The sequence below is a fragment of the Carnobacteriaceae bacterium zg-C25 genome (genome assembly GCA_017945845.1).
GTDB lineage: Bacteria > Bacillota > Bacilli > Lactobacillales > Aerococcaceae > WM01.
The window spans coordinates 508,533-522,497 of sequence record CP072828.1; the positions used below are offsets into that span (position 1 = coordinate 508,533).

The following is a 13,965-nucleotide window of genomic DNA, read 5'->3' on the forward strand; positions in this document are numbered from 1 at the left end:
AAGATAGTGATTTAGCAGATGTTAAGTCACAAAGTGATGTACAATCATTATTTAATAAGTAGGTTGCAACAGGAAGAATTGAAGTGGACTGGAAAGGTAGAAGAACTAATAAAGAGATTATAGAATTAGATTTCCCGATTGGTGTAGCTGCGAGTCAATTTGGTGCAACTGAAACTAATATATTAAAAATTCACCACTCATCAAAAAGAGTATATATTGTACCTAAAGAAAGGAGATAGTCATGAATTGGAATAGTTTACATGATTTTCTTGGGAAAAATATTAAGGTAACTTTTATTGATGATACAATCCTTGAAGGTTATTGTAATACGTATACAGGAAAGTTGGATACAGAGAAAGAGTTGTACGATGAAATCACTATAAAAACAGCACAGCATCTGTATGTTGGATTCAATGAATCTGAAATTAAATCAATTGAATTAGTATAAGCACTTTGTCAATCTAGGTGCTTTTTTTGTTCTATATCAAATAGGGTTAATGACGCATAAAGATAGTGATTTAGCAGATGTTAAGTCACAAAGTGATGTACGGCTCACTGAAATGTATGCGGTATCCCCTACGTTGTACGGGGAAGGCGCTATTCGTACATCACTTTGACCTTAAAAGATTCAGCAACTAGTGAAGTGGATGGTACTTGGCTGGATAAAATTAATCCTGAAAAACAAACTCTTCATATTCCGTCGACGGCAGGGAAAACGAGAGTTACTTTTGTGATGCCGTTGGTTTTGACAAATTGTACAGTCAATATAAGCAGACTTCAAAATTCAGGCGTAATAAAGGTAAGAATGAGTTAAATTTTAAGTTAATTGACTTACCTGTTGATTTAGATATCGGTAGGGATTACTATACAGGAAATGGTATAAATGGTTTTACGATTCACTATGGAAAAACAGGAGCCCATCTAGTTCATACTTATCATGAAAGGGGAGAAAAGTAATGTTGAAGGATCTAGAACAAGTGGGGATAGAAGAAACGACAAGGATTTTTTCGCCATCTAGTCTTGATGGCTTTAGTGATTTTTACAAAGAAAACGAAAAATCTAAGGTTTGGTGGATAGATAAGTTAGGTGTTGTTGGAGAGCACTTGTTTAGTTTTAACAAAAAGAAAATTTATAATCTGTTTGCCGACTATCCTCATAATTTGACCGAGGAAGAAGTTAGAATTTTTGATGAAGAAAATCCATATTGGAAAGACTTTTTTAAGTCTCGGAAACCAAGCGCTTAGAGTAATCTAGGTGCTTTTTTATTTGCCCAAAACATGCTAACGTCATAAAACTTTGGGCTCTATGTCAAATAAGGTTGATGACTTGTGCCATCAACCCCAAAAGCAATATATTTTATTTTAGTGCATTAACATACTCTTGAATGCGGTTAGCCGCTTCTTGTAAGTCGTCCATCGATGCTGCGTAACTAATGCGAATGTGACTAGACCCTCCTGGTCCGAACGCATCTCCAGGAATAACGGCGACTTTAGCCATTTTAGCTAAATCATAAGCAAAGTCCCATGAATTTTGAATGCACTGTTCTGGAATTTTGGCAAAAAGATAAAACGCACCATCGGGTTGAACAATCGTAAATCCAGCAGTTTGTAGTGCTTCCTTCATAAAGTCGCGACGTTTACGATAGTCTACCATCATTTGTGAACAGTCGTCTTGACCGTATGTTAATGCTTGAAGGGCAGCATGCTGACTGATTACAGTTGGAGTAGTGACCATGAATTGATGTGGTTTAATCACTTCATCAATAAAGTGTAGTGGTCCCATAATAAAACCGATTCGCCAACCTGTCATGGCGTGTGATTTTGATAATCCTGTTAATAAAATCGTATGCTCTGGTAAAATTTCTCCCATTGACGTATGCTCTCTATCGTACATCAATTCAGCGTATATCTCATCGCAAATTGCCCAAATATCATATTTTTTAATCACTTCAGCCAATTTGATTAAATGTTCTCTAGTATATGTCGCTCCAGTTGGATTACTTGGAAAAACAAGAATAACCGCCTTAATCAAGTGATCCACATCTTTGGATAAAATATCTTCTAAAACAGATGGATCTAATAAATAGTTTGACTGACTTGTATCTATTAAAATTGGCTCTCCACCTACAAGTGTTGTGTCTGTGATATAGGGTGGAAAAATCGGCGTTGGAATAATCACTTTTTCACCCGGATTTAAAACGGTCATTAAAGATGCTAAAATCCCTTCAGTTGCACCAACTGTTGTGATAACTTGCTGTGGGGAATAAGTCAAATTAAATTTCTCGTTATAATATTTTGCTGCGGCTTGACGTAGTGGAAAAATTCCAGCCATGTGTTCGTAATGAGAGTGATTATTTTCAATTGCCTTAATAGCAACTTGTTTAATGTGTTCAGGTGTATTGAAGTTTGGTTCACCAAGTGTCAATTTAATGATTCCGGGTATGTTACTCACTCTTGCATCAAACTCACGGATTGCAGAAATACCAATTGCCGTAACGGCACGATTAAATGTACGTGTCATATCTAATCCTCCCATGAAATAATACTTTTATTTTACTGAAAATAGGATGTATTGCAATTAAAAGATATGTATCTTGCTTTTCTGGTTATATTTTTGATAAAATAGGAGTAGTAATTTTTGTATCTATATAAGGAAAGAAGGAAAGTCAATAATGAATGACGGTTTACCCGCCCAGATACTGCTAATCCTTGTCTTAACGGCAATTAATGCATTATTTTCTGCTACGGAGTTAGCGTATGTATCTTTAAATGTAATGAAAATTAAACAAATGGAAGCAGATGGCAACGTAAAAGCTAAAAAAGTATTGTTGTTGCTCGATAATTCTGATGATTTCTTGGCGACAATTCAAGTTATCATTACTTTTGCCGGCTTTTTATCCAGTGGATCGGCAGCTTTAACATTTACAAGTATGATTGAGCCGTTTTTAGTTCGTTGGTTAGGTGGTGTTGGCGTAACGTTATCTGTTGCGGTAGTGACATTAGTATTATCTTATTTTACATTAGTTGTCGGTGAGTTATATCCTAAACAAGTTGCATTACAAATGCCTGAAAAAATAGCGTTAGCGACGGCGAATTTTGTCATTATTACACAAACGCTATTTAAACCATTTGTGCGCCTATTGTCATTTTCAACTGGATTATTGAAAAAAATAACGCCAATTGAATTTACAAATGAAGAACAAAAATTAACGCGTAATGAGATGAAGGCACTATTGGATAATTCACGTAATGATGGTGCCATTGATTTAGATGAGTTTACGATGTTGCAAGGGGTACTATCTCTCGATACAAAATTAGCACGTGAAGTCATGGTGCCACGTGTGGATACGTTTATGATAGACATTGAAGATACATCTGCAGAAATTTGGGACGAACTTTTAGACAGTTCATTTTCACGAATTCCAATATACGAAGAAGATAAAGATAATATCATTGGTGTGCTACATGTTAAAAGTGTTTTACAGCATGCCAAAAAGTATGGATTTGAAAATGTTGATTTTCGTGAGTTGATGAATGAAGCGCTATTTGTTCCGTCAACGTTATACATTGACGACTTGCTGGTTACCTTTAAAAAAGAACATCAACACATGGCCATTTTAAAAGATGAGTACGGTGGTGTTGAAGGAATCGTCACAATGGAAGATTTAATCGAGGAAATTGTTGGTGATATTGAAGATGAGTCTGATGAAGAATCTAAAATTTATCAGAAATTGTCTAATCGTGCCTATAATGTTGAAGGCATTATGACGATTGAAAAATTCAACGATATTTTCAAAACAAATCTTGAATCAGAAGAAAGTGATACGATTGCCGGATACATTTTAGAAAAATTAGGGTACTTGCCTGAAGACGATGAACAAAATATTCGCGTCGAAGAACACGGATTTTTCTTACAACCAAAACATGTTGATAACGGACGTATTCGCAGTTTAAACGTTGTTTTTGAAGAAGATTATATTATCAAACCATAGAGCATTGCTTTATGGTTTGTTTTTTAGGAGGAACTATGAAAAAAATTGGCTTTATTGGATTAGGTGTGATGGGCAACTCGATTGTTAAACATTTATTAAATGAACACTACACTGTTTTTGTTTACACACGTACAAAAGTAAAAGCAATAGAATGTATTGAAAAAGGGGCGCAATGGTGCGCTTCACCTGCAGACGTGACACAAAAAGCAGATGTCATTTTGACAATGGTCGGTTATCCGAGTGATGTTGAAAATGTTTATTTTGATGAAACAAATGGTATTTTTTCTCAAGATGTTACTGGAAAATATTTAATTGATTTAACAACAAGTACACCGACATTAGCGCAACGTATTGCTGATTATGCGCAAAGTAGAGGAGCGTTTGCAATGGATGCACCCGTTTCTGGTGGTGATACTGGTGCAAAAAACGGTATGTTAACGACAATGGTAGGGTCTAGCCAAAGCGCGTTTGAAGCGGTGTTACCAATTTTAAATGTGTTTTCAAGTAAAGTGAAGCGACAAGGCAATGCGGGAGCAGGTCAGCACACTAAAATGGCAAATCAAATTATGATTGCCGGGACAATGACTGGTATGACAGAGCTACTTGTATATGCTAAAGCCGCTGGATTAAATGCTAAAGACGTATTGGAAACTGTTGGAGCAGGCAGTGCAGGAAATTGGTCGCTATCAAATTATGGACCAAGAATATTAAATGATGACTTTGCGGCAGGGTTTTATGTTAAACATTTTGTGAAAGATTTAAGAATAGCATTAGAAGAATCAAAAAAATTAGGGATTGAATTACCGGCTACACAACAAGCAGAACGCCTATATCATGCGCTTTTAGCCGCTGGTTTTGGTGATAATGGGACGCAATCGTTAATTAAAGTGTATACGAAAGAGTAGGCAGGGTGTTAATTTTCTGTTAAAATATTTTTTAGGACATTTTTAAATGGAATGAAAAAGTAAGGAGATATATTATGAAGCCATCACAATTAGTAGCAATTGTACGTCGTTTAGAAGCAATGAAAGAAGATTCTGGTGAAATGGAAGTGCGTCGTTTTGAAAAAGACGGTGTAGAAAAATGTGTTGTCCGATACGATCAAGAAAGTGGCAATTTTGAATTAGAAGAAACACAAACACGTCAAAAATACCAATTTGATGATATTGATTTAGTAACGATTGAAGTTTACGATTTATTAAATGGATAATGTTAAAAAGACCGGAATGCTTTATTCTGGTTTTTTTGATTGATTGAAAACGTTCTTTTTTTATTGTATGATTAGCGTATAAAATCCTAGGGAATGGAGAAATGTAAAATGGAATTTGTTATTGGTAAAGGGGATAATCTGGCAACTTTAAAAGCGAGTAAAATGAATCGCCACGGTATTATTGCTGGTGCAACAGGAACAGGAAAAACGGTAACGTTGAAAGTGATTGCAGAGCAATTAAGTAAAAGCGGTATTCCGGTGTTTTTATCCGATATTAAAGGGGATTTATCGAGTGCGGCTAAAAAAGGTGAAGTGAATGAAAAGATTGCACAACGTGTGAATGCGCTAGGACTAGAAGATTATGAAACGCGTGCATTTCCGATTGCGTTGTGGGATGTTTATGGTACGGACGGTATTCCTGTACGTATCACAGTATCTGAAATGGGTCCAATTATTTTATCACAATTGCTTGGATTGAACGAAACACAAGAAGGCATTTTAAATATTGCATTTAAATTGGCTGATGATGAACAATTATTGCTTATCGATTTAAAAGATTTACGCGCAATGTTAAATTATGTTGCTGCACGTGCAGATGAGTTACGTGAATTGTACGGCAATATTACGGTACAATCAGTAGGTGCAATTTTAAGAAGTTTATTAGTGCTTGAACAACAAGGTGGTAATCAATTTTTTGGAGAGCCATCATTTGAAATTGATGATCTTTTCAAACAAGACGCTAATGGATATGGTGTCATTAATGTACTAGCCAGCGAAAAATTGTTTTTAAACCCTAAATTATATGCGGCGTTTTTACTATGGTTCTTGTCAGAACTATATGAAAAAATGCCTGAAGTTGGCGACTTACCTGCACCGAAGATGGTATTTTTCTTTGATGAAGCGCATGTCTTGTTTAATCATACTTCATCCGAAGTGTTAGAAAAAATAGAGTTGATTATACGTTTAATTCGTTCAAAAGGTATTAGCATTTTCTTTGTAACGCAAAATCCAACGGATATTCCAGATAAAATTGGTAGTCAATTGGGAAATCGTATTCAACACGGGTTACGTGCGTTTACGCCAAAAGAACAAAAAACAGTAAATGCCGTAGCTGAAACGTTCCGTCAAACACCTGAACAAAATTTAACGCAGCGATTGACGCAATTAGAAGTAGGGGAAGCTATCGTATCATTTTTAGATGATTCTGGAACACCCACAGTGGCAGATGTGGTCAAAATTTATCCGCCAGAAAGTAGTTTTTCACCACTTGATGCATTGGAAAAACAACAAATTATAAATCAATCTGAATTTTACGATAAATATGCTGATGCCATTGATCGTGAATCAGCTCATGAACAGTTGAATGCACTTAATGCACAAATGGAAGCGCAACGTGAGCAAGAAGAAAGAGCGTTACAAGAACAAAAAGAATTTGAAAAACAACAAAAAGAACTTGAAAAACAACAAGCACAGGCACAAAAACAAGCGGAACGTGAAGTTCGTCAAGCGGCAACTCGTCGAACAGAAACGCCAGTCGATAAATTAACTAAAAACATTATGGGTAGTGTTGGTCGTGAAGTTGGACGTGTCATTACACGTGGTATTTTAGGTATGTTTAGTGGCAAAAAATAATGTATGCATTCACTGTAAAATGTGAAATACACAGATTATTAAGCGGTAAAGCTATATTAAAAAAACGAACATAAAAAGTTTAAGGACGTTAGTTGAAAAGCTAGCGTCCTTTTTGCGTAGCTATCAAATGAAAATTGATAACTTTTGAAAAAATTATTCAAGCGTTGACGCTTTGTTAAACAGTTCTTCAAAAATAAATAGATGAGCTATCTTAAAAATGATATAAACCTTACTAATTTATTCAATGCTTAAATGTGTTAACGCATATCATTTGTATGAAAGCGAATGCTTTTTGTGAAAAAGAGTAGATTTTCGTCTAAATTATATAAAGGGGTGAATTGAATGATAATAAAAGAGATGATTTTGACATTTGTTAAAAAGTACGCACATTACATTGCGTTGTGCCTTATTGTAGTGACTATCTTTGTATTCAAAAATCAAGGTACACAATCAATACAAACCGAGTCTTTACAACAGGACGTGTCGTCTACTATGCAGGTATCAGACCAACACAACACACAAAAGATAATGGTGGATATTAAAGGGGCGGTTGTTCGTGGTGGTGTATATGAAGTGTCATCAAACGCGAGAGTGAAAGATGTTGTGGCGTTAGCGGGCGGATTTTTAGAGAGTGCAGATGAACAACGGGTGAATTTGGCGAAAGTCGTTAGTGATGAAATGGTAATCTATGTGCCACATAAAAATGAAGTTGCTGAAAATAACAATTTAGAAAATAGCAAAGTGAATCTCAATACGGCGACGAAAGAGGAGTTGATGGCATTAAAAGGGATTGGAGAGAGTAAGGCGAATGCCATCATCCAGCTTCGGAACAGTAAAAGAAAGTTTACGTCCATTGATGAATTAAAAGAGATTAAAGGCATATCAGAAAAACTGCTTAATGCGCTTAAAAACGAAGTGATTGTACGATGAATACGGTATTGTTAATTGTAACGGCTATTTTGACGGTTTGGACGTGGTCGTATTGTCAGTGGTATTGTCTACTGTTGGCGTTATTATGGTGTGTTCGATTGCTGAAACTACCAAAAGGTAAGTATCAACACATCATCGTGTGTGTATTCATTAGTTTATCTTTTGTCGTGATGCCAAAACAGAGTCGTCTGGATAAACAACAGCATCAATTTCAAGCGACTGTGAATGCGCGTGATATTTCCGTAAATGGAGATGCTTTACGACTATCTTTAATGATTGATGGTGAAGTGGTAACAGGCAATTACCGACTATCTAGTGAACGTGAACAACAGTTTTATCAACAAAATGTATCTGACTTAAAAGTGAACGTGACAGGGCAACTCCAAGAAATTGAACCTGCTAGAAGCCCGTATTTATTTGATTATAAACGGTATGCCTATCAGCAAAAACGCCAATTTTATCAATTGCACATACAAACCATTAACATCGTGGATACGCAGTCTAATTTTATCGCGGTATTGCAGTCGCATATTTTGAAAAATGTGCCTAGCACGTTGTATCGTTGGATAAATGTGTTGTTTTTTGGCGGTCAATGGGATGTCGACATGCAAAGTGGGTTAGAGCAATTAGGCGTATTGTGGTTATTGAGTTTGTCAGGATTTCATATTCAGTATGTGTTACAAGTTTTTCGCCGTTTGTGTCATCGAATTGGTATCACGAAAAGCACGACACAAAAATTAAGTATTGCGCTGAGCGCTTTGTTTATCACGTTTGCCCCGCATAAATTGGCTGTATGGAAAGTGTTTTGGCAAACGGGATTTCAAAAATGGTTCGATTGGATTGTGTGCCTTTATATTGTTCTCAATCCGTACATCATTTACACATTAGCCTTTCAACTCAGTTTTGGCACAAGTTTACTCCGCCGATTCGAAAAAGCTAACGTCATTATTCCGCTTTACATCGCGCTCGTGCTCTCCGGACATTATTATCAATTTTTTTACGCCAGTTACGTCTTCATTCCCGTAGTGATGTTCGCTTTAAATTACATGATTTTACCAAGTCTTTTGTTTGGTATTTTTTGTGGGGTGTTATCGTGGCATTTTCCATTATTAAATGGACTAAACAGTCTGTTGCAATCCCTAGAAAACGTATTTGTGATGATGTCAAATGGACACGCATTCACGTTAAACACCGGACGATACCATGATGTCGTCTATATTCTCCTGTTTACGATGGGTATCATTATGGCTGTAAAATGGAGTGGTTTAAAACGGTACGTGCGAGTGGGTTTAATGATTTTGGCATTCTTTTTAGTCGTTCCTAAACCAGTCACACGAATTGTGATGATTGATGTTGGGCAAGGAGATAGTTTTTTAATTCAAAAAGGGTATAAAACGGTGTTAATAGATACCGGCGGGCAACTGTATTTTCAAAAAGAAAAGTGGCGAGAAATGAAGCAAGTAAGTCAATTTGATCGAAAAGTAGCACCTATGTTAAAAGGGTTTGGCATACAAAAAATTGATGCCGTCATTCTTTCCCATGCCGATATCGATCATTGCGGTAATTTAGATGCGGTTAAGAAAAATTTTTTTGTTGAACACATTATTTTTGGAAAAGGCGCATCGATTGATGGTGATATGGCAATTACCGGCGGACAAACATTAAAAATTGGAGATATTATATTAAATGTATTGTACCCATTGAAAGCGGGTAAAGGAAAAAACGAAGATTCACTCATTATTTATACCGTCATTGATCACCAGTCACTCTTATTTACCGGAGACGCGATCGTTAAAAATGAAGAAGAATTGTTGCAACTATATCCTAATTTAACGGTAGATGTATTAAAAGTAGGGCACCATGGTTCAAAAACATCAACAGGACAAGCTTTTCTTGAACGCTTAAAACCAAAAATTGCCTTAATTTCTGCGGGAAAAAATAATCGATACGGGCATCCAAACAAAGAAGTGCTTGAACGATTAAGTGAGTGTACGATTTATCGCACAGATCAACAAGGTAGTGTGGTATTTGAATTTGGTAAATGGACAGGGTTTTTATCTGACTAAAACAGTAGTACAGTTTTCGCGTGAAAATAGTACAGTTTATTTTTGTTTTATAACAGTTTTTTCAGAAAATGAAGTTACAAACTTACAAACAAGAGATAGATAGAAAACGTTATAATGTCAATTCATTCAAAGTGATAGCAATAAAACTTGCTATTATTTAAAATACATGATAAATTATTGGGGAGATGAAAAACACTATTACAGTTTAAAAATGTGTTTTACTCTAAAAAATCAAACATAAAGAGAGGAATGAAAACATGGTAGCAAAAAAAGCTGGTGTAACTATTGATGAGTTATTAAACCCAAAAAACACTAATTTCTCCATGGTTCAAATTATCGACGAGAAAGGGAAGGTTGTTAGACCTGATTTAATGCCAGACTTAACTGACGAACAATTAGTTGGTTTAATGGAAGATATGGTATGGTCTCGTATTTTACATGAACGCTCAACGGCATTAAATAGACAAGGACGTTTAGGTTTCTACGCACCAACAGCTGGTCAAGAAGCATCTCAATTAGGTTCTATTGCAGCAACAGAAAAAGAAGACTTCTTATTACCAGGATACCGTGACGTACCACAATTAATTAAACACGGTTTACCTTTACATAAAGCATTCTTATGGTCACGTGGTCACGTTGCAGGTAACGTGTACGAAAACGGCTTAAAAGCTGTTCCACCACAAATCATCATCGGTGCGCAATATGTACAAGCAGCAGGTGTTGCGTTAGGTATTAAAAAACGCGGACGTAAAGCAGTTGCTATTACATATACTGGTGACGGTGGTTCATCACAAGGTGACTTCTATGAAGGGATTAACTTTGCTGGTGCATTCAACGCACCTGCGTTATTCTTCATCCAAAACAACGGTTGGGCAATCTCAACACCCCGTGAATTACAATCAAAAGCTGAAACATTAGCACAAAAAGCTGTAGCAGCAGGTATTCCAGGTATCGTTGTTGATGGTATGGATATTTTAGCCGTTTACGCTGTAACGAAAAAAGCACGTGAATATGCAGTTGCTGGAAATGGTCCAGTTTTAATTGAAACATTATGTTACCGTTTTGGACCACATACATTATCTGGTGATGACCCAACACGTTACCAACCAGAAGGTGTTCAAGATGAGTGGCAAGCAAAAGATCCATTAATTCGTTTCCGTAAATTCTTAGAAGGAAAAGGCTTATGGTCTTTAGAAAAAGAAGAAGAAGTGATCGAACGTGCTAAAGAAGAAATTAAAGAAGCTTTACAATTGGCAGATAAAGAACCAAAACAAAAAGTTTCTGATTTCTTACGTAACATGTTTGAAACACCAACACGTGAAATGCAAGAGCAAATTGCTATCTTTGAAGCAAAGGAGAATAAATAATCATGGCACAAAAAACAGTTATTCAAGCGATTACAGACGCTTTAGCATGTGAATTACGTCGTGACCCAGATGTATTAATCTTTGGTGAGGACGTTGGTTTAAACGGTGGGGTTTTCCGTGCAACTCAAGACTTACAAGCTGAATTCGGTGAAGAACGTGTATTCAATACACCTTTAGCAGAATCAGGTATCGGTGGTTTAGCGGTTGGTTTAGCTTTAGAAGGCTTCCGTCCAGTACCAGAAATCCAATTCTTTGCTTTCATTTTTGAAGCATTTGACTCTGTAGTATCTCAAGCAGCACGTTACCGTTACCGTACAGGTGGTACATGGGCAATGCCAATTACTTTCCGTGCACCATACGGTGGTGGAGTACATACACCAGAATTACACTCAGATAACTTAGAAGGTTTATTTGCACAAACACCAGGTATAAAAGTGGTTATGGCAAGTAACCCATACGATGCAAAAGGTTTATTGATTTCATCAATTCGTGATAACGACCCAGTATTGTACTTAGAGCACATGAAATTATACCGTTCATTCCGTGCAGAAGTTCCTGAAGAAGCATACACTGTTCCTTTAGGTGTTGCTGCGGTTGCAAAAGAAGGTAACGATGTAACAGTTATTTCTTACGGTTTAATGGTTCATGAAGCATTAAAAGCAGCTGAAGTATTAGAAAAAGAAGGTATCTCTGTTGAAGTCGTTGACTTACGTACAATCGTACCATTAGATTTAGATACAATTTTAGCATCAGTTAAGAAAACTGGTCGCGTTGTTGTAGCGCAAGAAGCACAACGTCAAGCAGGTATTGGTTCATTAGTGATGTCAGAATTAGCAGAACGTGCTATTTTACATTTAGAAGCACCAATCGGTCGTGTTGCCGCTCCAGATACAGTGTTCCCATTCGGTATGGCAGAACATGACTGGACACCAAATGCTAAAGACATTGAAAACAAAGTACGTGAAGTTTACAACTTCTAATTGAGTGACATAAGATGTTTTTCTCGTTGTTTGATACGGCGAGAAAAACAATAAATTGATAAATGAAAGGAATATTTAAAATGGCATTCCAATTTAAATTACCAGATATCGGTGAAGGTATCCATGAAGGTGAAATCGTAAAATGGCATGTAGCTGTTGGTGAAACAGTTAAAGAAGATGACGTTTTATTAGAAGTTCAAAATGATAAATCAGTTGAATCTATTCCTTCTCCAGTAACGGGTGTGGTTTCAAACATCTTAGTTCAAGAAGGTACAGTTGCAACAGTAGGTCAAGTATTAATTGAAATTGAAGACGGTAGCGCAAGTGCACCAGCTGCACCTGCAGCAGCACCAGCACAAGAAGTAGCACCAGCTGCAGCAAGTGGTGGCGCTAACTTCCAATTCAAATTACCAGACATCGGTGAAGGTATTCATGAAGGTGAAATCGTAAAATGGCATATTGCCGTTGGCGATACAGTTAAAGAAGACGATCCATTCTTAGAAGTACAAAATGACAAATCAGTTGAGTCTATTCCTGCACCAGTTACTGGTAAAGTGTTAAGCATTCTTGTATCAGAAGGTACAGTTGCAACAGTAGGTCAAGTTTTAGTTGAATTTGAAGCAGAAGGACATGGACCAGCAGTAGCGCCTGCAGCAACTACAGTAGCACCAAGCGCACCAGCATCACAAAAAGCAACCGTTGCAGCACCAAGCGCACCAACAGGTGCACCAAGTGCCCGTGTATTAGCAATGCCTTCAGTACGTCAATTTGCCCGTGAATTAGGTGTTGACATTACATTAGTAACACCATCTGGTAAAGGTGGTCGTGTGACAAAAGAAGACGTTAATGCATTTGCTAATGGTGGCGGAGTATCAGTAGCACAACCAACTGTTGAAGCTACTGCAACACCACAACAAGAAACAGTTGCAGCACCTGCTACACCAGCTGCAGCACCAGTTGCTTACACATCACAAACGCCTGAATTAGAAGTTCGTGAAAAATTAACGCCAATGCGTAAAGCGATTTCTAAAGCAATGGTAAACAGTAAACATACTGCACCGCATGTAACATTCTTTGATCAAGTAGAAGTATCAAAATTATGGGATCACCGTAAGAAATTTAAAGATGTTGCTGCTGAACAAGGTGTGAAATTAACATTCTTGCCATACGTGGTTAAAGCGTTAGTGGCTACAGTACGTAAATTCCCTCTATTGAATGCATCAATTGATGACGCAACACAAGAAGTTGTCATTAAAAACTACTACAACATCGGTATTGCAACAGATACTGAACGTGGTTTATACGTACCAAACATTAAAAATGCAGACGCAAAATCTATTTTTGCAATCGCAAATGAAATTAATGGTAAAGCAGCATTAGCTCACGCTGGTGAATTAAAACCTGCTGATATGTCACAAGGAACAATTACAATTTCTAACGTTGGTTCTGTTGGTGGAGCTTGGTTTACACCAATTATCAACTACCCTGAAGTAGCTATTTTAGGTTTAGGTACAATTGCAACTGAACCAATTGTTACAAAAGATGGTGAAATTGCTGTTGGACGTATGATGAAATTATCATTGAGTTTTGACCACCGTATCATTGATGGTGCAACTGCTCAAAAAGCATTGAATGAAATCAAACGTTTATTAGCAGATCCAGAATTAATGTTAATGGAAGGTTAATCTTAAAGGGACAACTTTAAAATTAATATTAATGGTAAATAAATGCATTTCATTGTACTTACCCGATGTGTCTTGCATTGGGTAAGGCTGTTTATGAAAACAAA

14 protein-coding genes are annotated in these 13,965 nt (G+C 36.7%); 13 read left to right on the plus strand and 1 reads right to left on the minus strand.

The genetic code is table 11. The features are described 5' to 3' along the window. Nucleotides 1-83 precede the first annotated feature (83 nt). The 4 genes from J7S27_02470 to J7S27_02485 all read left to right on the plus strand — a co-directional run bounded on the left by J7S27_02470 (nucleotide 84) and on the right by J7S27_02485 (nucleotide 1,244). Nucleotides 84-239 carry a hypothetical protein gene (locus J7S27_02470; protein ID QTU83402.1) on the plus strand — a complete coding sequence of 52 codons (156 nt, stop codon included), beginning with the start codon at nucleotides 84-86 and terminating at the stop codon, nucleotides 237-239. Between the two features lie 2 nt (nucleotides 240-241). Further along, the gene (locus J7S27_02475) at nucleotides 242-448 is read left to right on the plus strand and encodes a hypothetical protein (protein QTU83403.1); all 207 of its coding nucleotides are present in this window, start codon (nucleotides 242-244) and stop codon (nucleotides 446-448) included. Between the two features lie 305 nt (nucleotides 449-753). Then, complete coding sequence (locus J7S27_02480; protein ID QTU83404.1) at nucleotides 754-957, plus strand: hypothetical protein; 204 nt, start codon at nucleotides 754-756, stop codon at nucleotides 955-957. Next, complete coding sequence (locus J7S27_02485) at nucleotides 957-1,244, plus strand: hypothetical protein (GenBank protein QTU83405.1); 288 nt, start codon at nucleotides 957-959, stop codon at nucleotides 1,242-1,244. The genes J7S27_02480 and J7S27_02485 overlap by 1 nt, the downstream gene beginning before the upstream one ends. 112 nt (nucleotides 1,245-1,356) lie before the next feature. Here J7S27_02485 and J7S27_02490 read toward each other — a convergent pair whose 3' ends face one another. Beyond that, nucleotides 1,357-2,520 carry an aminotransferase class I/II-fold pyridoxal phosphate-dependent enzyme gene (locus J7S27_02490; protein QTU83406.1) on the minus strand — a complete coding sequence of 388 codons (1,164 nt, stop codon included), beginning with the start codon at nucleotides 2,518-2,520 and terminating at the stop codon, nucleotides 1,357-1,359. A gap of 151 nt (nucleotides 2,521-2,671) precedes the next feature. On the opposite strand from J7S27_02490, the gene J7S27_02495 reads away from it, so the two are divergent. The 9 genes from J7S27_02495 to J7S27_02535 all read left to right on the plus strand — a co-directional run bounded on the left by J7S27_02495 (nucleotide 2,672) and on the right by J7S27_02535 (nucleotide 13,861). Continuing rightward, complete coding sequence (locus J7S27_02495) at nucleotides 2,672-3,991, plus strand: HlyC/CorC family transporter (protein QTU83407.1); 1,320 nt, start codon at nucleotides 2,672-2,674, stop codon at nucleotides 3,989-3,991. 35 nt (nucleotides 3,992-4,026) lie between these two features. Then, entirely contained in the window at nucleotides 4,027-4,896 is an 870-nt protein-coding gene (locus J7S27_02500) for an NAD(P)-dependent oxidoreductase (GenBank protein QTU83408.1), read from the plus strand. Nucleotides 4,897-4,970: 74 nt separating this feature from the next. Next, nucleotides 4,971-5,201 carry a YkuJ family protein gene (locus J7S27_02505; GenBank protein ID QTU83409.1) on the plus strand — a complete coding sequence of 77 codons (231 nt, stop codon included), beginning with the start codon at nucleotides 4,971-4,973 and terminating at the stop codon, nucleotides 5,199-5,201. Between the two features lie 108 nt (nucleotides 5,202-5,309). Continuing rightward, nucleotides 5,310-6,833 (plus strand): DUF853 family protein, encoded by a 1,524-nt coding sequence (locus tag J7S27_02510; GenBank protein QTU83410.1) that lies wholly within the window; start codon nucleotides 5,310-5,312, stop codon nucleotides 6,831-6,833. Nucleotides 6,834-7,175: 342 nt separating this feature from the next. Next, entirely contained in the window at nucleotides 7,176-7,763 is a 588-nt protein-coding gene (locus tag J7S27_02515; protein ID QTU83411.1) for a helix-hairpin-helix domain-containing protein, read from the plus strand. Further along, the gene (locus tag J7S27_02520) at nucleotides 7,760-9,829 is read left to right on the plus strand and encodes a DNA internalization-related competence protein ComEC/Rec2 (GenBank protein ID QTU83412.1); all 2,070 of its coding nucleotides are present in this window, start codon (nucleotides 7,760-7,762) and stop codon (nucleotides 9,827-9,829) included. Before J7S27_02515 ends, J7S27_02520 begins: the two co-directional genes overlap by 4 nt. Before the next feature lie 257 nt (nucleotides 9,830-10,086). After that, a complete protein-coding gene (gene pdhA, locus J7S27_02525; GenBank protein ID QTU83413.1) occupies nucleotides 10,087-11,196 on the plus strand; it encodes a pyruvate dehydrogenase (acetyl-transferring) E1 component subunit alpha in 1,110 nt (369 codons plus the stop codon). Between the two features lie 2 nt (nucleotides 11,197-11,198). After that, nucleotides 11,199-12,176: an alpha-ketoacid dehydrogenase subunit beta gene (locus tag J7S27_02530; GenBank protein QTU83414.1), complete on the plus strand. Its 978-nt coding sequence runs from the start codon at nucleotides 11,199-11,201 to the stop codon at nucleotides 12,174-12,176. Nucleotides 12,177-12,256: 80 nt separating this feature from the next. Next, a complete protein-coding gene (locus J7S27_02535; protein ID QTU83415.1) occupies nucleotides 12,257-13,861 on the plus strand; it encodes a dihydrolipoyllysine-residue acetyltransferase in 1,605 nt (534 codons plus the stop codon). The last annotated feature ends 104 nt before the right edge of the window (nucleotides 13,862-13,965 follow it).